The organism is Streptomyces sp. NPDC047014 (assembly GCF_040644195.1).
Lineage (GTDB): Bacteria > Actinomycetota > Actinomycetes > Streptomycetales > Streptomycetaceae > Streptomyces.
Genome location: NZ_JBEYVX010000003.1, coordinates 172,408 through 191,435, shown reverse-complemented (window position 1 = coordinate 191,435; position 19,028 = coordinate 172,408). Strand labels below are relative to the sequence as shown.

Below are 19,028 nucleotides of genomic sequence, written 5' to 3'. Positions count from 1 at the left end.
GCGGGATGGACTTCCAGCCGACGGAGGACCAGCGGGCGCTGCGGGCGGGCGTACGGGAGCTGCTGGCGGGCCGGTACGGACGGGAGGCGCTGCGCGCCTCCGTGGACTCCGGGGCCGGGGTGGACCGCGCCCTGTGGCGGGAGCTGGGCGCGGCGGGCTTCTTCGCGCTGCGGCTCCCGGAGTCCGAGGGCGGGGTGGGCCTGGGGCTGCCGGAGGCCGTGCTGGTCTTCGAGGAGGCCGGGCGGGCCCTGGTGCCGGGGCCGCTGGTGGCCACGCATCTGGCGGCCGGGGCCGTACCGGGGGCGGCGGACGGTACGGCGGTGGTGACGGCCTTCGACCTCGGCGGGCCGCTGGTGGCCCACCTGGACGCGGCGGACGCGGTACTGGGCGCCGTGCCGGGCGCGGCGGCGGTCCCGGCGGGGGAGCCGGTGCGCTCGGTGGACCCGCTGACCCCGCTGCACCGGGTGGCGGAGCGCGGCGACGCCTCGGCGTACCGGGAGGAGGGGGCGCTGCTGACGGCGGCGCTGCAGGCGGGGAGCGCGCTGCGGACGGTGGAGCTGGCGGTGGAGTACGCGGGGCGGCGCGAGCAGTTCGGCCGGCCGGTCGGGGCCTTCCAGGCGGTCAAGCACCTGTGCGCGGGGATGCTGGTCCGGGCGGAGCTGGCCCGTACGGCGGTCCGCGCGGCGGCGGTGACGGGCGACGGCGGCGAAGGGGCGGCGGCGAAGCTGCTGGCGGACGAGGCGGCGGTGCGCAACGCGCGGGACTGCCTCCAGGTGCACGGCGGGATGGGCTTCACCTGGGAGGCGGATGTGCACCTGCACCTGAAACGGGCGTGGGTGCGGGCAGAGCAGTGGCGGACGGCGGGGGAGGCGGAGGAGCTGCTGGCGCGGGAGCTGCTGGGGTGAGGCGGGGGCGGGGGTGAGGCGCGTGCGGGTTGGCGGCCGGGGCCGGGTTTCTCGTCGCTCGCTGTGACCGGGCCGGGGGGCCGGGGCGGGCGCGCGGAGCACCGTACGGGGGTCGGCGCGCGCGGGGGAGCCGGGCGCGGGGCACGGGAAGAACAGCGCGGGACGCATGTCCGATTACAGAGAGTTGATATCGGTTTGTGTCCTACGGGTACCTCGTTACGGCCCGGAGTCGGGGGCCTACTCCGGTACGCTCCGACGAATGCGAGCGGTTGAGCGGCGCGAGCGTCGCACAGTATGCACCACGCCTACTCCTTCGCGCGGGAATATGCCCGAAGCGCTTGTTGTGGTGACTGTACGTCAACCATGCTGCTCCGGAAGGGGATCACAACCCCTGGGTCACGGCCCGGAGGTACCCCCAGGTGATCCCGTCGGTCGCGAGGCGAAGTGTCCGCCGGTTCGGATGGTGTGAGCGGTGCAGGTGCTTCAGGTTCAGCTGGAAGTGGGCGCGGATCCCGCCGAGGTCGGCCGGGCCCGGCGGTGGGCACGGTCGAGGCTGGCGGGGTCGGGCATAGGGGACGACGAGCCGCTGGCGGAGACGCTGATCCTGCTCATCTCCGAGCTCGTCACGAACGCCGTCGTGCACACGGGCTGTCCGGCCGTGCTGCGGATGCTGTTCGGCGGACCCGGGGTGCGGGTGGAGGTCGCCGACGCGAGCGACCGGGCGCCGGCCCGCCGGCAGGCGTGCGGCGAGGACACGGGCGGCCGGGGTCTGGAGCTGGTCGACGGGCTCGCGGACCGCTGGGGCTGGCAGCGCGAGGGCGCGGGCAAACGCATCTGGTGCGAGATCGACCGCGCGCAGAAGGCGGCCTCGGACGCGGCGACCGGCGGCGGCCCGTCGCGGGAGCCGCTGGGCTGCTCTCCCGAAGTTCACCCTCCGAGGCGGGAACCGCGCTTGTACCTCTAACGAGGTGTTGACGGTTCGTCACCAGGTGATCACCCTGGTGGGGAGCGATTCGACGCGAGGGGACGCCAAGGCTGGCCTTGACGAGTGCGGGTCGCGGGGTGGCGGCCGCCGTGTCGTGCTCGGGGCGTGCATGCGCGCCGCCGCCCCCCTCAGGCTTCGCGGGGCCGCCGGTGGCGCTGCGGGACCAGGCGGACGACGTTCGACGGCAGGCTCGGCTCGGCGGCGGTGTCCCCCAGGGCCCGCTCGCAGAAGGCGGGCCCGTCGTCCTGCCCGGGGAAGCGCTCCAGGTAGCAGGCGCCCAGCAGCTGGTAGCGGGGCGTGCCGGTGTGCAGGCGCCGGTGCTGCTCGGCGGCGCTGGTCAGGACGCCCAGGCCCGGTACGGAGTCCTCCGCGCGCAGGAAGTCCGCGTAGGGCTCGGCGTGCGCGGCCAGCTCGTGGACCAGGATCTCCACGACGGAGCCGGGCCGCACCGGCCCCCGCCCGACGGGGAGGGTGACGGTCACGGTGAGGGTGAACCGCCGGCCGGGGTGCCGGGCCGCCCAGGCGCGGATCTCGTCCCCGGTCCAGCGGGACATGTCCTCGGGCCGCGCGCCGGGCCCGGCCGTGCCCAGCAGCCCGGTGGCGCCGCCGGGCCGGCCGAAGCGGGTGCCGGTGACGACGACGTCGGTGCGGGGGATGTCGGCGAGCTTGGCCAGCAGGGGGCGGACCAGCTCGTCCTGCGGGAGGGGTTCGAGGCGGTCCCAGTCGATGCCCTGCCAGAGGTGCCAGCGCGCGTCGGAGGGCTCGGCGGCCCGGTCGACGGCCTGGAGCTGCCGCCGCGCGCGGCCCCAGGCCGCGTCGGTCTCGAAGTCCCCGGTGAACCGAACGCCCATGAACCTTCCCCCTCCGCGCGCGAAGCCGGTCACCTGGCACGGTAGCGCCGCTTCCGCTCAACGCGGGCAGGGTTGGCGGCGGTTGGGCGTGTCGGCGGCGTGGGCGGGACGGCGGAGGCGGGGCGGGGCGGGACCGGCGGAGGCGGGGGCTGTCAGTCCCGGGTGGAACCATGAGGTGTTCATGCCGCGTCCCTGTGGCCGCCGCCACCCCTCCCCACCCTCACCCTCAGGAGATCCGCCATGGCCAACCCGTACCAGGTGACACCTCCGCCACCCCCGCAGCGCTCCGGCGGCAAGTTCCCCATCATCCTGGTCGTCGTCCTGGTCGCCATCGGCATCATCGGCGGCTACCGCATCCTCAGCAAGGACAACCAGGACACCGACGGCAAGGGCACATCGGCCTCGGCCGGCTCCTCCCCCTCCGCCGCCAAGCCGCCGAAGGACCCGGGCAACCCGGAGTCCTCCTCCGGCACCTCCAGCTCCTGGAAGGTCGGCGACTGCGGCGGCCCGGACCCGGACAACCCGCCGGACGGCTACCGCCCGCAGAAGTGCTCGGCCTCCGGCGCCACCTTCAAGGCGATCGACATCAAGGACGCCAGCATGTTCCCGGGCGCGATCCAGTGCCCGGCGGGCACGGACCTGATGATCCAGGTGAGCATCTCGTACGGCTCCGGCAAGAAGAGCGGCATCCCGACCAACACGGTCTGCGGCCGCAACCTCTCCGCCGACCACCCCGGCGACGCGGGCGCGGGCGGCGGCCAGCTCGTCCAGGGCGACTGCATCGACGCGAAGGCCCAGGAAATCCCCTGCGCCTCGGCGGCCAAGGGCACGTACAAGGTCCTGGGCCTGACGAAGACGGAGTCCGAATGCCCGCCGGGCACCACGGAGCCGATGAAACTCACCCTGGCGGTGGGCCGCCCGTACGACGTGATCTGCGCAAAGGGCTGACGGGGGCCGGGTGTGCGCCCCGGGCGGCTGCCCGGGGCGCACACCCCCGCCCCTCAGAGGATTGCCACCGGGGAGACCGGGGTGCCTACCGCGCCTACGAAGGGTTCCGGCATGGCTGAGAGGAGGAAGGTGTAGCGGCGGGTGTCCGCGCAGGCTGTGGAGAGGGGTTCCAGGTTCCAGTTCTGGCCCTGGTGCATGCCCATCTCGACCAGGTGGAGCGCGTGGACCGGCAGCCACAGGTTCTCGATCTCCGGCGGGAAGATCTCGAAGGTCAGGGTGTCGTTGGCCACCGCCGCCACGTCCCGCGCGTGGAACCACTCGGGCGTACGGACGGACAGCCCGGGGGAGGGGAAGCCGTAGCCGTGCTTGTCGCCCGCCAGGTAGACCTGGATCTGGCCGGTGCGGACCAGGACGATGTCCCCGGCGCCGACCGTGACCCGGCCGTGCTCCTCCGCCTCCGCCAGGTCCTCCGGGGTCACCGCGTGCCCGCCCGGGAGCCGGTCCAAGCCCTTCGCGCGGGCCACGTCGAGGAGGACCCCGCGCGAGACGACGGGCCCGGCCTTGTCGATGCCGCTGAACTCGGCGCGGCCGTGCGCGGTGATCGTGGCGGCGGGGCGGCCGTTGTAGATCCGGCCCGAGTGCGAGACGTGGGTGAGGGCGTCCCAGTGGGTGCCCGACTGGAGGCCCATGCTGACGGTGTCGTCGCTGCACGCCACCGTCCCCGGGCCGAAGAGCTCCTGGTTGATCTGCACCATCGTGTGCAGGGGGTTGGTCCGGCCGGGGATCAGGCCGGCCTGGACCCCGTCCTCCTTGAGGGGGAGGGCCAGGGGGACGCGGTGGCCGGTGCGGATCTCCGCCGCCGCCGCGCGGACCACCTCGTCGGTGATCAGGTTCAGGGTGCCGGTCTCGTCGGCGGCGCCCCAGCGGCCCCAGTTGTTGACGCGTGCGGCGATGTCGTGGAACTCGGCGGGCAGGGTCATCGGCTTCGACGGCTCCTTGCGTGGATGCGGAGAGGGGCGGAGACGGGACAGGGGGGAGAGGGGCCCGGGTGTGTGCGGGGGCTTGTGCTCCGGCGTCCGGCTGCCCCTAAAATCTAACGGTCCGTCAGAAAACGCGGGAAGGGGCCGGCGTGGGGAACTTCTTGGCAGGCAAGGTCGTCGCCGTCACCGGCGCCGGCCGGGGCATCGGACGGGCCGTGGCACTCGCCGCCGCCACCGAGGGCGCCCGGGTCGTCGTCAACGACTACGGCGTCGGCATCGAGGGCGGCGAGCCCACCAGCGAGATAGCCGACGGCGTCGTGAAGGAGATCCAGGCGGCCGGGGGCGAGGCCGTCGCCGTCGCCGACGACATCTCCACCATGGCGGGCGGCCAGCGCGTGGTCGACGCCGCCCTCACCCACTACGGGCGCGTCGACGGGGTTGTCTGCGTCGCCGGGATCCTGCGCGAGCGCATGCTCTTCAACATGACCGAGGAGGAGTGGGACCCGGTGGTCGCCACCCACCTCAAGGGCACCTTCACCCTCTTCCGCGCCGCCTCCGCCGTCATGCGCCGCCAGGGCTCCGGCACCCTCATCGGCTTCACCAGCGGCAACCACCAGGGCTCCGTCGCCCAGGCCAACTACAGCGCCGCCAAGGGCGGGATCATCTCCCTCGTCCGCTCCGCCGCCCTGGGCCTGGCCAAGTACGGGGTCACCGCCAACGCCGTCGCGCCCGTCGCCCGCACCCGGATGTCCGCGAACGTCCCCATGGAGCTCAAGGAGATCGGCGAGCCCGAGGACGTCGCCGCGCTCGTCACCTACCTGCTCTCCGACCGCGCCCGCGCCGCCGGCGGCGAGCCCATCACCGGGCAGGTGTACACGATCGCCGGACCGAAGATCGCCGTATGGGCGCAGCCGCGCGAGCTGCGCGCCGCGTACGCCGAAGGCCCCTGGACCCCGGAGCGGATCGCCGGCCTCCTGCCCGGGACCGTCGGCACCGACCCCATGCCGATGCTGGCCCAGCTGGAGGCCATGGCCAGGGCGGCGGCCGCCAAGGACCGCCCCAACGCCTGACGGACGAAGGGGGACCGGCGTGGATTTCGCCTTCGGGGCCGAGGACGAGGAGCTGCGCGGCCGCGCCCGCGCCTGGCTGGCCGCGCACCTGGTGGGCCCGTACGCGCACGCCCGCGGCCTCGGCGGCCCGGGCAGCGAGCACGAGGGGGCCGGGGTCCGCCGCGCCTGGGAGCGCGAGCTGGGCCGCGGCGGCTGGATCGGGCAGGGCTGGGACGCCCCCGACGGGGCCTACGGGCAGCGGCGGCTGTCCCTCACCGGGCAGGTGGTGTGGGCGGAGGAGTACGCGGCGCTGCGCGCGCCCGGCCGGGTCGGCCACATCGGGGAGAACCTGCTCGCGCCCACCCTGCTCGCCCACGGCAGCCCGGAGCAGCGCGGCCGCTTCCTGCCGGGCATCGCGCGCGGCGAGGAACTGTGGTGCCAGGGGTACAGCGAGCCGGACGCCGGTTCCGACCTCGCGGGGGTCCGTACCGCGGCCGTACGGGACCGGGCCGACGGGCTGCTGCGCGTCACCGGGCAGAAGATCTGGACCTCCCTGGCCCGCGAGGCCGACTGGTGCTTCGTCCTGGCCCGCACCGAGCCGGGCTCGCGGCGGCACCGGGGGCTGTCCTTCCTCCTCGTACGGATGGACCAGCCGGGCCGGGTGGAGGTGCGGCCGATCCGGCAGCTGTCGGGGACCTCCGAGTTCAACGAGGTGTTCTTCGACGGGGCGGTCGCGGCGGAGGTCGTCGGCGGCGAGGGGAACGGCTGGCCGGTGGCCATGGGACTGCTCGCGCGGGAGCGGGGCGTCTCCACCCTCGTCCAGCAGATCGGCTTCGCCGCCGAACTGGAGCGGGTCCTGCGGCTGTACGCGGCTTCGGGCGCGGCCGACGCCGTGCTCCGCGACCGCCTCGTACGGCAGTGGGCCGAGCTGCGCACCATGCGGTGGAACGCGCTGCGGACGCTGGCGGCGGGCGGGGACCCGGGCGCGCCGAGCGTGGCGAAGCTGCTGTGGGGCGGCTGGCACCGGCGGCTCGGGGAGCTGGCCGTGGAGGTCCGGGGCGCTGCGGCGGCCGCGGGCGCCGGGTCCTGGGCGCCGGAACTCCCGTACGAGAACGGGCTCGACGAGGAGCAGCGGCTCTTCCTGTTCACCCGCGCGGACACGATCTACGGCGGTTCGGACGAGATCCAGCGCACCATCATCGCCGAGCGGGTGCTCGGCCTGCCTAAGGAGCCCAGGTGAGAGGTGTCGTGTTCGACGGCGAGCAGGCCCAGGTGGTCGACGACCTGGAGGTCCGCGATCCGGGGCCGGGGGAGGTGCTGGTCGCGGTCGGTGCGGCCGGGCTGTGCCACAGCGATCTGTCGGTGCTGGACGGGACGATCCCGTTCCCGCGGCCGGTGGTGCTCGGGCACGAGGGGGCGGGGGTGGTGGAGGCGGTCGGTCCGGGGGTGGCGCACGTGGTGCCGGGCGATCACGTCTCGCTGTCGACGCTCGCCAACTGCGGGGCGTGCGCGGACTGCGACCGGGGCCGGCCGACGATGTGCCGCAAGGCGATCGGGGCGCCGGGGCAGCCCTTCTCGCGGGGCGGGAAGCCGCTGTTCCAGTTCGCCTCGAACTCGGCCTTCGCGGAGCGCACGGTGGTCAAGGCGGTCCAGGCGGTGAAGATCCCGGCGGACATCCCGCTCACCTCGGCGGCGCTGATCGGCTGCGGGGTGCTCACGGGGGTGGGGGCGGTACTGAACCGGGCGCGGGTCGACCGCGGCGAGACGGTGGTGGTGATCGGGACCGGCGGGATCGGGCTGAACGTGCTCCAGGGCGCCCGGATCGCCGGGGCCACGACGATCGTGGCGGTGGACGCGAACCCGGCGAAGGAGGCGGTGGCCCGGCGCTTCGGGGCCACGCACTTCGTCGACGCCTCGGCGGGGGCGGACTCCTCGGCGGCGGTGCGGGAGATCCTGCCGACGGGGGCGGACCACGCCTTCGAGTGCGTGGGGCACGTGGGGCTGATCCGGCAGGCGGTGGACCTCCTCGACCGGCACGGGCAGGCGGTGCTGCTGGGCGTGCCGGGGTTCCGGGAGGAGGCGTCGTTCCAGGTCTCGTCCCTCTACCTGGACAAGACGATCATGGGCTGCCGGTACGGGTCCTCGCGCCCGCAGCGCGACATCGCCCTGTACGCGGACCTCTACCGGCAGGGCCGGCTGCTGCTGGACGAGCTGGTGACGGAGGTCTACCCGGTGGAGGACTTCGCGAAGGCGGCGGCGGACGCGCACGGCGGGCGGGTGGCGCGGGGGGTGCTGACGTTCTGAGGGGGGGGCGGGCCCGGGGGCGGGGGCCCGGGGGCGGGCCCGAGGGTGGGATCCGCGGGCTGAGGCCGGGGGAGGGGGCCCGGAGGCGGGGCCGGCGGGCTCGGGCTGAGCCCGCGGGCGGCGCTGGTCGGCAGGGGGCCGCGGGCTGAGCCGGCGTCAGTCGGTGGTCAGGCGGCCGAAGCGGCCCTTGTGGAAGAGCAGGGGCGAGCCCTCTCCCGCCGCGCCCATGGCCACCACCCGGCCGACGACGATGAGGTGGTCCCCGCCCGTGTGGACGGCGTGGATCCGGCAGTCGATCCATGCCGGTACGGAGTCCAGGCGCGGGGATCCCGTGACGGGGGCGGGGGCGTGGGCCACCCCGGCGAACTTGTCGGCGCCGCTGACGGCGAAGGACCGGCACAGCGCGCCCTGCTCGGCCCCGAGGATGTTCACGCAGAACACCCCGGCGCGGGCGATGCGGGGCCAGGTGGTCGACGTACGGGCCACCATGAAGGTGACCAGGGGCGGGTCGAGGGAGAGCGAGGCGAAGGACTGGCAGGCGAAGCCGGCCGGGGCCTCCTCGCCGGGGCCGGGCGGTGCGGTGATCACGGTGACCCCGCTGGCGAAGTTCCCGAGCACGGCCCGGAACTCGGCGGGTCCGACGGGCGCCCGCTCGTCCTCCCCGACGGCCCGCAACTCGGGCCGCGGCAACGCGTCGACGGCCGGGGCGGCGGTGGGGGAGCCGGCTGACCTGAGATATCGGACGACGGTGGCCGCCATCCCTGCGTGTCCCATCACAGAACCGATTGAACCTGACGGTTCGTCAGATGGGAAGCCCGGCGGGCGGCCGGGGTGCGGTGAGCCGCACGCCGGGCCGGGCCCGGCTCCCGGCCTGGCCGGGCCCGGTCCGGGTCCGGCTCGGCCCGGCTGGGTTTGGCCTCCGGCCGGTCCGGGTCCGGCTCCCGGCTGGGGGACGTCGGGCCGGTCCGGGCCTGGCTCGGGGCCGGTCTCGCCCCGGCCGGGAGCGTGGGGCCGGCGGGGTGCCCCCGCACGGGTGAAACCCGGTGGGTGGGTGGGTCTGTGGGGGCGGGGGTCGGGGCCGGGTCGGCATGGTGGCGGGGAACCGTACGCTCGTCCGGACCCCGGAGGGACCATGCTCGGCACTGATTTCCGTACCGGATCGCCCAACTGGCTCGACCTCGGCAGCCCCGACACCGCCGCCTCCGCGGACTTCTACGGCGCCGTCTTCGGCTGGACCTTCGTCTCCGCCGGGCCCGAGGCGGGCGGGTACGGCTTCTTCCAGGTCGACGGCAAGACCGTCGCCGCCATCGGGCCGCTCACCGAGGAGGGTGCCTCGGCCGCCTGGATGACCCACTTCTGCACCTCCGACATCATGGCCACCGCCGAAGCCGTCACCGCGGGCGGCGGGCGGATCCGGATGGAGCCCATGGACGTCATGGGCGAGGGCTGGCTCGCGCAGGCCACCGACCCGCAGGGGGCCGAGTTCGCGCTGTGGCAGCCCGGCAAGACCCTCGGGCTCGGGCTCACCTCGGCCCCCGGGGCGCTGCTGTGGGTGGAGCTCCAGGTACCGGATCCGGTCGCGGCGATCGGCTTCTACGCGGGGCTGTTCGGCTGGCGGCACTCCGAGATGGAGGCGCCCGGGATGACGTACCGGGTGCTCAGCCTCGGCGAGGGCGACCAGCAGGACACCTCCTTCGGCGGCGCCGCCCCGCTGGCCGAGGGGGCCGGGGGGCCGCGCTGGGTCCCGTACTTCCACTGCGCGGAGGTGGACGCGACGGTGCGGGCCGTGGAGGATCGGGGCGGCAGCGTGATGATGCCGGCCGAGGACATCCCGGAGGTGGGGCGGATGGCGTGGGTGGTCGATCCGGCGGGGGCGGTGTTCGCGCTGCTGAGGCCGCAGCCGGGGATGTAGTGCGGCGTGGGTAGCGGGGGGCGTGAGGGGCCGGGGGGCCTGGGGGATCAGCGGCCGAGGTACTTCGGCGGGCGGCGCTCGGCGAAGCTCGCCAGGCCCTCGTGGGCGTCGGCCGTGCTCATGTTGAGCTCCTGGGCGGTGGCCTCGGCGGCGAGGGAGGCCGCGCGGTCGCCGTCCAGGGAGGCGTTGACCAGCTGCTTGGTCAGGGTCAGGGCCCGGGTGGGGCCCTGGGCGAGGCGTTCGGCCCAGGCGCGGGCGGTGTCCTGGAGCTCGGCGTCGGGGACGACGCGGTTGACCAGGCCGAGGCGGGCCGCTTCGGCGGCGGGGACGGCGTCGCCGAAGAACATCAGCTCCTTGGCCTTCTGCGGGCCGATGAGACGGGGCAGCAGGTACGCGCCGGCGCCGTCGGGGACGAGTCCGCGGCGCACGAACACCTCGATGAAGCGGGCGCTTTCGGCGGCGATGACGAGGTCGCAGGCGAGGGCGAGATGGGCGCCGATGCCGGCGGCCGTGCCGTTGACGGCGGCGAGGACGGGTTTTTCGCAGTCGAGGACTGCGGTGAGGAGGCGTTGGGCGCCGTGGCGGATCATGCGGGTGATGTCGCCGGGGGCGGGTGTGGGGGCGGGGGCTGGGGCGGGAGTTGGCGCTGGGGGTGTGGTGGTTGCGGGGGTTCCGCGGAGGTCGGCGCCGGCGCAGAAGCTTGTGCCGGTGGCGGTGAGGACGACCGCGCGGGTGGTGGGGGTGGCGGAGGCGGTGTGGAGGAGGGCGATGATGCGGTCGCGTTGGGTGGGGGTGAGGGCGTTCATGCTGGCGGGGCGGTTGAGGGTGATGTAGGTGACGGAGTTCTCGGTGCGGTGGAGGACTTCGTCCTCGGGGGCGGCGGTCATGGGGTGGGTCCCTTCGGGGTGGGTGGAGCGGGCGTGGGTGGTGGGGGGTGCGGGTGGCTTGGGTGCGGGTGATGGCGGTGCGCGGGGCGGCTTGAACGCGGGGCGGTTCCGGGGTTCGGGGTTGGTCGGACGCGGGCCGGTGGGGGTGCGGGGGTGTCGCTGCGCGGAGCCGTCCCCGCCCCGCCCTTTCTCCGTTTCCCGGGGCTCCGCCCCGGACCCCGCGCCTCAAACTCCCCCAGCTACCGCTGGGCGGTACCCCCAGGCGAGGCTGGATTTCGGCCCGGATCGGTGTGCGGACCTCAAAAGCCGGGCGGTCGGCAAATCCAGCCCGTCCGGCGTTTGAGGACCGGGTCCGGGCGGAGCCCGGTCATCCCGCCGCGCCGACGGGACCGGCTTCGGGCAGCGCCCGCCCACCCCCGCGCCGGCGAGCCTCAGTGGCAGATGGCCAGGGCGTCCAGGGCCACCGCGCCCTGGCCGCGCGGGAGCACCATCAGGGGGTTGATGTCGAGCTCGGCCAGCTCACCCCCCAGCTCCAGCGCCATCCTCTGCACCCTCAGCACCACCTCCACCAGCGCGTCCACATCCGCCGCCGGCGCCCCCCGCACCCCCTCCAGCAGTGCCCGCCCCCGCAGCTCCCCGAGCATCGCCCGCGCCTGGTCCTCCCCGAAGGGCGGCACGCGGACCGCCGCGTCGTGCAGGACCTCCACGAGGACCCCGCCCAGCCCCACCGTCACCGTCGGCCCGAACAGTTCGTCATGGGTGACCCCCACGACCATCTCCACCCCCCGCTCGACCATCTGGCAGACCAGGATCCCGTCCAGCGGCACGCCCTCGTAGCGCGCGATGTCCGTCAGCTCCCGGTACGCGTCGCGGATCTGGCTCGCCGAGGTCAGGCCGATCTTGACCAGCCCCAGCTCCGTCTTGTGCCCGAGCTGCGGCCCCGACGCCTTCATCACCACCGGGTAGCCCACCAGCCCCGCCGCGCGCACCGCCGCCGCCGCGCTGGTCACCAGCTGCTCGCGGGGGACCCGTATCCCGTAGGCGCGCAGCAGCTGCTTCGCCGCGTGCTCGCTGAGCTGCTGGCCGGGCCGCATCAGGGCCTGCGCCTTGCGGTACGAGGGTGAGGGCGTGCGGGGTGCGTCGTCGAAGGGGGAGCGGTAGCCGGTGGTGAAGCGGTGGTGGCCGAGGTAGGCGCGTACGGCGGTGATGCAGTTGCCGAAGGTGCGGAAGGTGGCGACGCGGGAGGAGCCGAGGAGGGTGGTGCGGTAGGCGTCCTCGGTGCCGACGGGGGAGCCCCAGATGACGCAGACCAGCTTGTCGGTCTGCTCGGCGGCGTCGACCAGGTCCTGCGCGAGCCGGTCGCTCATGGGCGGGAAGGGGCCGGTGATCGGGCAGATGAGGACGCCCACGGAGGGGTCGGCGAGGATCGCGTCGATGATCTTCCGGCCGCGCCAGTCGCCGACGGGGTGGCCGCCGTTGTCGACGGGGTTGGCGACGCTGAGGTAGTCCGGTATCCACTGGTGCAGTTCGTCCTGCTTGGCCTGCGGGAGGGTGGGCAGGTGCAGGCCCGCCTCGGTGGCCAGGTCGGAGAAGTGGGCGCCGGTGCCGCCGGAGATGGAGTACACGACCACGCCGTCGGCCTGCGGGGGGCGGGCGCGGGCGAGGAGGGCGGCGGTGTCCTGGAGCTCGTCGAGCCCGTCGACGCGGATCACGCCGAACTGGCGCATGGCGGCGTCCACGACGGTGTCCGCGCCGGTGAGCTTCCCGGTGTGGGAGGCGGCGGTACGGGCGCCGGTCTCGGTGCGGCCGACCTTGACGGCGACGACGGGGACGCGGTTGCGGGCGGCCCGGTCGGCGGCGAGGAGGAAGGAGCGGCCGTCTTTCAGGCCCTCGACGTAGCAGGCGATGGCGCCGACCTCGGGGCGCTCGGCGAAGTAGGAGATGAAGTCGGCGGTCTCCAGGTCGGCCTCGTTGCCGGTGGGGGCCCAGTGGGAGAGGCGGATGCCGAGCTCCTGGAGGGTGTGGACGGGGCGGCCCTGGTGGCCTGACTGGGTGATCAGGGCGATGGCCGGGCCGTCGAGGTCGTCGCGGAAGCGCTCGAAGGCGTTGAGGTTGGTGTTGGGGCCGAGCAGGCGCAGCCCGGAGCGGCGGACGGCTTCGCCGAGGCGCTCCTGGGCGGCGGCGCCCTCGCCGCCGGTCTCGGCGAAGCCGGAGGCGAAGGCGACGGCGAAGCGGACCTTGGCCTCGGCCAGCTCCTCGACGACGGGCAGGGGGTCGGAGACGAGGAGGACGGCGAGGTCGACCTGTTCGGGCAGGTCGGCGACGGAGGCGTGGCAGGCCCGGCCGAAGACGGTGGGGCGGGTGGGGTGCACGGGGTGGATGCGGGCGCCGACGCGCTCGGCCCAGGCGATGAGCTGGCGGGTGATGCCGGTGTTGGGGCGGCCGTCGGCGTCGGAGGCGCCGATGACGGCGACGGACTCGGGCCGGAAGAAACGGTCGAGGTCGGGGACGTCGGCGTGCAGCGGCCGCCCGCTGACGTCGAGGGGGACCGCGTCGTCGGCGGAGGGGGCCGCGGACGAGTGGACGGCCATCCTGGGGGTCTTCCCGCAGGCATCGACACGTGCGCGGAAGTCGGTGGTGAGGGTGCCGTGAGTAGATCCAAGCATCGTTCCGCCCGCTCCTGCTCGTTGAAACTGACGTGTAGTCAGATTACGCAACTGACGCGCCGTCAGGAACAGTGCTGCGCGAGGAAAGGCGGGGCGGGGCGGGGCCCGCTGATGGGGCGATGAGGTGAACGGTGCCAGATCCCGCGCGGGCGGGTCCAGAGCACGAACCGGCCGCGGGCGCGCGGGGGCGGGCGGCAGCCCGGGGCGGCCCGCACCTATCCGCGCCGCCGGCCCCCGGCCACCCCCGCCGGGCCGGCGCGCTACGACGGCCGGGCGCCCTGCGGGCGGGGCGGCGCGGTTCGCCTGCGGCGGGCGTGCCGGGGGCGCTGCCCGCGCGCTGCGCCCGCTGGGCGGGCCCGGCCACGGCCGCACACCGCTGCGGCGACGCGCTACGGCGACCAGGCGCCCTGAGGGCGGGGCTGGGCTGGCGGCCGGGCGGCGATGCGCCGCGCCCCGGGTCCGTTGTCGTAGGGGCGTGGGAGGGTGGGGGGATGGGTTCTGAGCGGGTTCGGGCGGGTGAGTGCGGGGCCGGGGAGTGGGGTGGCGCCGTGTACGGGGATCTGCGGGTGGTCAAGGAGCTTGTGTATGACCCCTGTGGGTTCGTGTGTTCGGAGCCTGTGGCTGAGGCCGAGAGCGCTGAGTACGCCGCGCATACGTTCCGGCTCGACGGGCTTGCCGTGCGGTATCGGGCTGCCCGGACCACGCCCACCAAGGTCGGGCAGTTCGTGACCGTGTGGAAGCGGGAGGCGGGTGGGCCCATTCAGCCCTTTGACGTCTCTGATTCCGTTGACTTGTTTGTCATCGGCAGTCGGGACGGGGAGCACTTCGGGCAGTTCGTGTTCCCTCCGGACGTGCTCCGGCGGCACGGGGTCGTGGCTGAGGGTGGGCGGGGTGGGAAGCGGGGGTTCCGGGTGTATCCGCCCTGGGTGGCCACCACCAACCGCACCGCCGCCGCCGCGCAGGCTTGGCAGGTGGAGTGCTTCCTCGAAGTGGGCGGGGAGGGGGCGGGCGTGGACCTGGAGCGGGCCGTGCGGTTGTACCGCCGCCCGTGAGGGCCCCGGCATCGCCCGCCCCTACGCCAGCGGAGCCACCGGTGGCAGGTTCGTCGGCTTCGGGCCGGTGTTGCCGGCGGCGGGGCGGGGGCCCAGGTGGCGGGGGACGGCTCGGGCGATCTTCTCCGCGTCCAGGGACATCTCGCGGAACATGCCGCTGATCGGGTTGGTGAAGCCGGTGAAGAACAGGCCCGGCGCGCGGCGGGAGGTGCGGGCGCCGTGCACGAGTGGACGGCCGCGGCCGTCCAGGAGGCCGAGGTGGCCGACCAGGCCCTCCAGCGCACGCCGGTAGCCCGTCGCCGCCACCACCGCGTCCGGGGTGATCCGCGAGCCGTCCGCGAGCAGCACCTCCTCGCCGTCGAAGGACTCGACCGCCGCCACCACCTGCACCTTCCCGCTCCGCACCGCGTCGACGAGGCCGACGTCCTGCACCGGGATCGCCCCCTCGCGGACCCGGCTGTACAGGCCGGTGGCCGGGCGCGGGAGCCCGTACGCCGACAGGTCCGGTACGGACACCCGCGCCACCAGCGCCCCCAGCCGGTCCACGAGCCGCACCGGCAGCCGGCGGACGAGGATCCCGCTGCGCTGGGCCGGCCAGCCCGCCGTGGAGCGGCGCATGATGTGCGGGGCGGTGCGCACCGCCAGCCGCACCCGGGCCGCGCCGCCCTCGACGAGGTCGACGGCTATCTCCGCGCCCGTGTTGCCGACGCCTACGACGAGCACGTCCTGGCCCTCGTACGGCCGGGGCGAGCGGTAGTCGGCGGCGTGCAGCAGCCGGCCGGTGTACGTCTCGCGGCCCGGCCAGTCGGGCAGCCGGGGGGTGTGGTTGAAGCCGGTGGCGACGACGACCGCCGCGGCCGCCAGCTCCCGCCCGCCGGTGGCGTGGAGCGTCCAGCCGGTCTCGCCCTCCGGGGCGGGGTCGATGCGGGTCACCTCGACGCCGGTGACGAGCTCCAGTTCGTGGAACTCCGCGTACTTCTCCAGGTACCGCACGACGTTGTCGCGCGAGACCCAGCGCCCGAAGCGGCGCGGCATGGCCAGGCCCGGGAGGGCGGAGAGGCGGCGCGTGGTGTGCAGGTGGAGCCGGTCGTAGTGGCGCCGCCAGGACGAGCCGACGGTGTCGGACTTCTCGACGACCACGGCACGGACCCCGCGGGCGCGCAGCGCGGCGGCCGCGGCGAGGCCGCCGGGGCCGGCCCCGATGACGTACACGGGGCGGGGCTGGGTGGTCATGTCGGGGGGTGTGGGGACTCCGGGCATGAGGTGTGAGCGTATCGCCACGCTGGGTTGATGGGTCTCGGTCGGGCGGGGAATCGATTGCGGATCGGTCACGGTGGGGACCGGCCGCGGGGCGGGGGTTGGGCTCGCGCTGTCTGCGGCCTTGCGGGATTCCGTACGATCCGGTGAACTGACGTACCGTCAGATATGTGGTGCGGTCCGGTGGTTGGGTGGGTGAGGGATGCAGGCGCAGATGCAGACCGTCTGGCTCAGTGGGGCCGAATGGCTCGCCGTACTCCGCATCGGGCTCGGCCTGTGGTGGCTGGAGAGCTGGCGGCACAAGGACAAGAAGGGCTGGTTCGAGCGGGGGACCGGTATCGCGTGGGCCGGTGAGGTGGCCGGTAAGCATCGGTGGGGCTTCGTGCGGGGCGGCTTCGAACGGGTGGTCGCGCCGCGCCCGCGGGTGATGGCGTACGTCGTCGTCTATGCCGAGCTGGCCTTGGGGATGGGGCTGGTGCTCGGGTTCCTGACGCCCGTGGCGCTGGTCGGGGGGCTGGTCCTCAACCTGCTGTATCTGGTGCTGATGATCCACGACTGGGCCGAGCAGGGGCAGAACGCGATGATGGCGCTCATCTCGCTGGTCGCGCTGTTCGCCATGTCCTGGCAGGTCTGGTCCCTCGACGCGGCGTTCGGACTCTTCCGGTGAGCGGCGGGGTGCGGTACGACCTCCCGGAGATCGACGACTTCACCCGCCCCTACTGGGACGCTGCCGCCGAGGGCCGGCTGCTGCTGCGCCGGTGTGCGGAGTGCGGTCGGGCGCACCACTACCCGCGGGAGTTCTGCCCGTTCTGCTGGGCGGGGGAGGAGCGGGTGGCGTGGGAGGCGGCGAGCGGGCGGGCCACGCTGTACACGTGGTCGGTGGTCCACCGGAACGACCTGCCGCCGTTCGGGGCGCGCGTGCCGTATGTGGCTGCTGTGGTCGACCTTGCGGAAGGGCCGCGGATGATGACCGAGGTGGTGGACTGCCCGGTGGGGGCGTTGCGGGTGGGGATGGCTCTGCGGGTCGGGTTCCGGGAGGCGGGGGAGGCCGGGGAGGCCGGGGAGGGGATCTGGGTGGCGGTTTTTGTGCCGGAGGGGGAGGGCGGGGGCTGAGGGCTCCCGGCCTGGACGCGCCGGTGCCGTCCTGCCCCGGGTGGACGTTGTTCGACCTGGTACGGCACCTGGGTACGGGCCGGCGCTGGTGGGCCGCGATCGTCGCCGCGGGCCCGGCCGAGGCTCCGCCGGTCAGGGACGCCGGGGAGGTGCGGCGCGAGCGCGAGACGCTGCTGGCCTGGTACGACGAGTCGAACGAGCTGCTGCTCCGTACGCTGCGCGAGGCCGGTCCGGAGCGCGGGTGCTGGACGTGGTGGCGCGCCGGGGTGTCACCGGCGAACGCCAGGGGCGTGGCCCGGCGCCGGGTGCACGAGCTGCTGGTGCACACGTACGACGCCCAGCTCGCGGGGGGTGCGGTGCGGCCGATGCCGGTGGAGGTCGCGGTCGACGGTGTGGCCGAGTTCCTCGACACCTGCAACTCCACGCCGGTCGCGTGGCCGCACGAGCCCGCCACCATCCACCATCCACCATCCACTACCACGTCACCGAGGGGCGGTCCTGGCTGCTGACGCTGGACGGTACCGGGGCTTGGCCGCGCCCCTTGCGGCCGGGGCCACTTCGGCGCCCGCCTCGGCCTCCGCCTCGGCCACGGGTACCGCCGAGCAGGTGCTTCTCTTCATGTGGGGCCGCCTCACGCTGGACGACCTGGAGGCCGAGGGGGATCCGCGGGTGTTCGAGCAGCTGATCGCGTGGGAGCCCGAGGTGTAGGAGGCCGGTCCTGTTCCGCGGGGTGGGTGCTCAGGGCCAGAGCAGCTCCCGTACCCAGGAGTCCGCGCCTGCCTGCGGTTCCGTACGCCGGTAGCGCAGGCGGATGTGCCTGCGGGCGGCGTCCCCCTGGAAGAACTCCACCTCGGCGGGGGCCAGTACGTACCGCGTCCAGGTCGGAGCCGGCGCCTCCGGCTCCGCACCCGCCCGCTCCCAGGCAGCCGCCGAGGCCCGCATCAGCTCCTCCACCGAGCCCAGCACCTCGCTCTGCCGCCCCGTGAGCGCGGCGGCCAGCGCGCCTCGCGAGCGGACCGCGAGGTCCGCCCGGCTCTCCTCCGGCCCGCATGCCGTGACCTCGCCCCGGATGCGGATCTGCCGGCCCACCGTCGGCCAGTAGAACCCGAGGGCGGCCGCCGGGTGCGCGGCCAGCTGCGCGCCCTTGGCGCTCGTGGCGTGCGAGGCGAAGTGCCAGCCGCGCGCGTCGGCGTCGTGCAGCATCAGCGTCCGTACGTCGGGCCGGCCATCGGCGTCCACCGTCGCCAGGCTCATCGTGTGCGGCTCGGGCTGCCCGGCCCGCGCGGCGTGCACGAACCACTCGTGGAACAGGGCCAGGGGACCGGCCGGCGCCTCCGCCACGTCGAAGCCGGGCAGGGACGAGTCCCAGACACGGAGGGCGTGCAGGGTGCGGCGGAAGTCGTCGCCTGTGGTGGTCTTCTCGTCACTGCTGCTCATGCGGCCATCGAACACCATCCGCGCCGCTACGGATGTCCCGCCGAGGTGTATGCAGGGCTCAGCCGGTCTCGCCGACGGCCGCCCGCAGCCAGCCGATGGGGTCCTCGCTGAGCAGTTCCTCCGCCAGCCGCTTGCCCGTCTCGGTGGTGAGCCTGGCCCGGCTGTTGTCGATCCAGCGCTGCGCGGCCGCGTAACCCTGCGCCCGGTACTCGATGCCCTGGAGCATGCACTCCAGCTTGTCCGCGTCACGCGCGCAGACCGCCTCGGGGGATTCCTTCCCCTCGTACTCGGCCACCAGCTCCTGGATCGTGGCCGCCAGGGCCTCGGGCATACCGGTGGTCTGGTCCGCCGTCACCGCTTGCGGGTCGGCGCCGGTCGCGTACTTCTTCCCGAGGTGGTTGACGTCGCCGGTGCGGGTCTCCTGGGTGTCGTGCCACACGGCGAGAAAGGCGGCCCGCGCGGGGTCGGCGCCCTCCAGCTTCGCGATGACGGAGGCGATGAGGGACGTACGCCAGGAGTGCTCGGCGACGCTCTCCGGATTGTCGACACCGGCCATCCACCAGCCGGTGCGCCGGGTGTGCTTGAGCGTGCCGGCCTCGAAGAGGAAGCGCGCCACTGCGGAGAGATCGTCGGCCATGGGGTCTCCTAGGTCGGTCGGTCGGTTGCGTGCTCGCTGGCCTGT

The 19,028-nt window shown here is 74.5% G+C and carries 20 protein-coding genes; 12 read left to right on the top strand and 8 right to left on the bottom strand.

Annotation, left to right across the window (positions count from 1 at the left end; translation table 11 throughout):
* The first annotated feature begins 5 nt into the window (after positions 1-5).
* A complete protein-coding gene (locus ABZ873_RS03390) occupies positions 6-905 on the top strand; it encodes an acyl-CoA dehydrogenase family protein (RefSeq protein ID WP_360864405.1) in 900 nt (299 codons plus the stop codon).
* A 472-nt stretch (positions 906-1,377) separates the two neighbouring features.
* Positions 1,378-1,869 carry an ATP-binding protein gene (locus ABZ873_RS03385; protein ID WP_360864403.1) on the top strand — a complete coding sequence of 164 codons (492 nt, stop codon included), beginning with the start codon at positions 1,378-1,380 and terminating at the stop codon, positions 1,867-1,869.
* 149 nt (positions 1,870-2,018) lie between these two features.
* Here ABZ873_RS03385 and ABZ873_RS03380 read toward each other — a convergent pair whose 3' ends face one another.
* Positions 2,019-2,741 carry a hypothetical protein gene (locus ABZ873_RS03380; RefSeq protein ID WP_360864401.1) on the bottom strand — a complete coding sequence of 241 codons (723 nt, stop codon included), beginning with the start codon at positions 2,739-2,741 and terminating at the stop codon, positions 2,019-2,021.
* A 240-nt stretch (positions 2,742-2,981) separates the two neighbouring features.
* Here ABZ873_RS03380 and ABZ873_RS03375 point away from each other — a divergent pair, with 240 nt between their 5' ends.
* Positions 2,982-3,689, top strand: a complete 708-nt coding sequence (locus ABZ873_RS03375) for a hypothetical protein (RefSeq protein ID WP_360864399.1) — start codon at positions 2,982-2,984, stop codon at positions 3,687-3,689.
* Between the two features lie 53 nt (positions 3,690-3,742).
* On the opposite strand, the gene ABZ873_RS03370 is transcribed toward ABZ873_RS03375, so the two are convergent.
* The gene (locus ABZ873_RS03370; protein ID WP_360864397.1) at positions 3,743-4,669 is read right to left on the bottom strand and encodes a cyclase family protein; all 927 of its coding nucleotides are present in this window, start codon (positions 4,667-4,669) and stop codon (positions 3,743-3,745) included.
* Positions 4,670-4,818: 149 nt separating this feature from the next.
* On the opposite strand from ABZ873_RS03370, the gene ABZ873_RS03365 reads away from it, so the two are divergent.
* The 3 genes from ABZ873_RS03365 to ABZ873_RS03355 are packed head-to-tail and all read left to right on the top strand — an operon-like array spanning position 4,819 to position 8,022.
* The gene (locus ABZ873_RS03365) at positions 4,819-5,739 is read left to right on the top strand and encodes an SDR family oxidoreductase (RefSeq protein ID WP_360864395.1); all 921 of its coding nucleotides are present in this window, start codon (positions 4,819-4,821) and stop codon (positions 5,737-5,739) included.
* 19 nt (positions 5,740-5,758) lie between these two features.
* The gene (locus ABZ873_RS03360; RefSeq protein WP_360864393.1) at positions 5,759-6,958 is read left to right on the top strand and encodes an acyl-CoA dehydrogenase family protein; all 1,200 of its coding nucleotides are present in this window, start codon (positions 5,759-5,761) and stop codon (positions 6,956-6,958) included.
* Positions 6,955-8,022, top strand: coding sequence for a Zn-dependent alcohol dehydrogenase (locus ABZ873_RS03355; protein WP_360864391.1), 1,068 nt, complete (start codon positions 6,955-6,957; stop codon positions 8,020-8,022). Before ABZ873_RS03360 ends, ABZ873_RS03355 begins: the two co-directional genes overlap by 4 nt.
* A gap of 156 nt (positions 8,023-8,178) precedes the next feature.
* Here ABZ873_RS03355 and ABZ873_RS03350 read toward each other — a convergent pair whose 3' ends face one another.
* Positions 8,179-8,796, bottom strand: coding sequence for a flavin reductase family protein (locus ABZ873_RS03350; protein WP_360864527.1), 618 nt, complete (start codon positions 8,794-8,796; stop codon positions 8,179-8,181).
* A gap of 358 nt (positions 8,797-9,154) precedes the next feature.
* Here ABZ873_RS03350 and ABZ873_RS03345 point away from each other — a divergent pair, with 358 nt between their 5' ends.
* Positions 9,155-9,934 carry a VOC family protein gene (locus ABZ873_RS03345; protein ID WP_360864389.1) on the top strand — a complete coding sequence of 260 codons (780 nt, stop codon included), beginning with the start codon at positions 9,155-9,157 and terminating at the stop codon, positions 9,932-9,934.
* Positions 9,935-9,981: 47 nt separating this feature from the next.
* Here ABZ873_RS03345 and ABZ873_RS03340 read toward each other — a convergent pair whose 3' ends face one another.
* Complete coding sequence (locus ABZ873_RS03340) at positions 9,982-10,821, bottom strand: enoyl-CoA hydratase-related protein (protein WP_360864388.1); 840 nt, start codon at positions 10,819-10,821, stop codon at positions 9,982-9,984.
* A 431-nt stretch (positions 10,822-11,252) separates the two neighbouring features.
* Positions 11,253-13,487 carry an acetate--CoA ligase family protein gene (locus ABZ873_RS03335; protein ID WP_360864386.1) on the bottom strand — a complete coding sequence of 745 codons (2,235 nt, stop codon included), beginning with the start codon at positions 13,485-13,487 and terminating at the stop codon, positions 11,253-11,255.
* 491 nt (positions 13,488-13,978) lie between these two features.
* Here ABZ873_RS03335 and ABZ873_RS03330 point away from each other — a divergent pair, with 491 nt between their 5' ends.
* Positions 13,979-14,539, top strand: coding sequence for a MepB family protein (locus ABZ873_RS03330; RefSeq protein ID WP_360864384.1), 561 nt, complete (start codon positions 13,979-13,981; stop codon positions 14,537-14,539).
* Positions 14,540-14,560: 21 nt separating this feature from the next.
* Here the strand turns inward: ABZ873_RS03330 and ABZ873_RS03325 are convergent, their stop codons facing one another.
* Positions 14,561-15,772, bottom strand: coding sequence for an NAD(P)/FAD-dependent oxidoreductase (locus tag ABZ873_RS03325; RefSeq protein WP_360864382.1), 1,212 nt, complete (start codon positions 15,770-15,772; stop codon positions 14,561-14,563).
* Positions 15,773-16,010: 238 nt separating this feature from the next.
* Between ABZ873_RS03325 and ABZ873_RS03320 the strand changes: the two genes are divergently transcribed.
* The 4 genes from ABZ873_RS03320 to ABZ873_RS03305 are packed head-to-tail and all read left to right on the top strand — an operon-like array spanning position 16,011 to position 17,617.
* Entirely contained in the window at positions 16,011-16,463 is a 453-nt protein-coding gene (locus ABZ873_RS03320) for a DoxX family protein (RefSeq protein WP_360864380.1), read from the top strand.
* Positions 16,460-16,909 (top strand): OB-fold domain-containing protein, encoded by a 450-nt coding sequence (locus tag ABZ873_RS03315; RefSeq protein WP_360864378.1) that lies wholly within the window; start codon positions 16,460-16,462, stop codon positions 16,907-16,909. Before ABZ873_RS03320 ends, ABZ873_RS03315 begins: the two co-directional genes overlap by 4 nt.
* A 47-nt stretch (positions 16,910-16,956) precedes the next feature.
* A complete protein-coding gene (locus ABZ873_RS03310; RefSeq protein ID WP_360864376.1) occupies positions 16,957-17,418 on the top strand; it encodes a maleylpyruvate isomerase N-terminal domain-containing protein in 462 nt (153 codons plus the stop codon).
* A 19-nt stretch (positions 17,419-17,437) separates the two neighbouring features.
* A complete protein-coding gene (locus ABZ873_RS03305) occupies positions 17,438-17,617 on the top strand; it encodes a hypothetical protein (RefSeq protein WP_360864374.1) in 180 nt (59 codons plus the stop codon).
* 30 nt (positions 17,618-17,647) lie between these two features.
* Here the strand turns inward: ABZ873_RS03305 and ABZ873_RS03300 are convergent, their stop codons facing one another.
* Together ABZ873_RS03300 and ABZ873_RS03295 are read right to left on the bottom strand one after the other, a co-directional pair.
* Positions 17,648-18,346, bottom strand: coding sequence for a pyridoxal 5'-phosphate synthase (locus ABZ873_RS03300; protein ID WP_360864372.1), 699 nt, complete (start codon positions 18,344-18,346; stop codon positions 17,648-17,650).
* A 58-nt stretch (positions 18,347-18,404) separates the two neighbouring features.
* Positions 18,405-18,983: an HD domain-containing protein gene (locus ABZ873_RS03295; protein WP_360864370.1), complete on the bottom strand. Its 579-nt coding sequence runs from the start codon at positions 18,981-18,983 to the stop codon at positions 18,405-18,407.
* Positions 18,984-19,028: the final 45 nt, after the last annotated feature.

Excerpts from the sequence above, each read along its gene's own strand:
- ABZ873_RS03390 (WP_360864405.1), top strand. The coding sequence starts at position 6 with ATGGACTTCCAGCCGACGGAGGACCAGCGGGCGCTGCGGGCGGGCGTA.
- ABZ873_RS03380 (WP_360864401.1), bottom strand. The coding sequence starts at position 2,741 with ATGGGCGTTCGGTTCACCGGGGACTTCGAGACCGACGCGGCCTGGGGC.
- ABZ873_RS03375 (WP_360864399.1), top strand. The coding sequence starts at position 2,982 with ATGGCCAACCCGTACCAGGTGACACCTCCGCCACCCCCGCAGCGCTCC.
- ABZ873_RS03370 (WP_360864397.1), bottom strand. The coding sequence starts at position 4,669 with ATGACCCTGCCCGCCGAGTTCCACGACATCGCCGCACGCGTCAACAAC.
- ABZ873_RS03350 (WP_360864527.1), bottom strand. The coding sequence starts at position 8,796 with ATGGGACACGCAGGGATGGCGGCCACCGTCGTCCGATATCTCAGGTCA.
- ABZ873_RS03345 (WP_360864389.1), top strand. The coding sequence starts at position 9,155 with ATGCTCGGCACTGATTTCCGTACCGGATCGCCCAACTGGCTCGACCTC.
- ABZ873_RS03340 (WP_360864388.1), bottom strand. The coding sequence starts at position 10,821 with ATGACCGCCGCCCCCGAGGACGAAGTCCTCCACCGCACCGAGAACTCC.
- ABZ873_RS03335 (WP_360864386.1), bottom strand. The coding sequence starts at position 13,487 with ATGCTTGGATCTACTCACGGCACCCTCACCACCGACTTCCGCGCACGT.
- ABZ873_RS03330 (WP_360864384.1), top strand. The coding sequence starts at position 13,979 with ATGGGTTCTGAGCGGGTTCGGGCGGGTGAGTGCGGGGCCGGGGAGTGG.
- ABZ873_RS03325 (WP_360864382.1), bottom strand. The coding sequence starts at position 15,772 with ATGACCACCCAGCCCCGCCCCGTGTACGTCATCGGGGCCGGCCCCGGC.
- ABZ873_RS03320 (WP_360864380.1), top strand. The coding sequence starts at position 16,011 with ATGCAGACCGTCTGGCTCAGTGGGGCCGAATGGCTCGCCGTACTCCGC.
- ABZ873_RS03300 (WP_360864372.1), bottom strand. The coding sequence starts at position 18,346 with ATGAGCAGCAGTGACGAGAAGACCACCACAGGCGACGACTTCCGCCGC.
- ABZ873_RS03295 (WP_360864370.1), bottom strand. The coding sequence starts at position 18,983 with ATGGCCGACGATCTCTCCGCAGTGGCGCGCTTCCTCTTCGAGGCCGGC.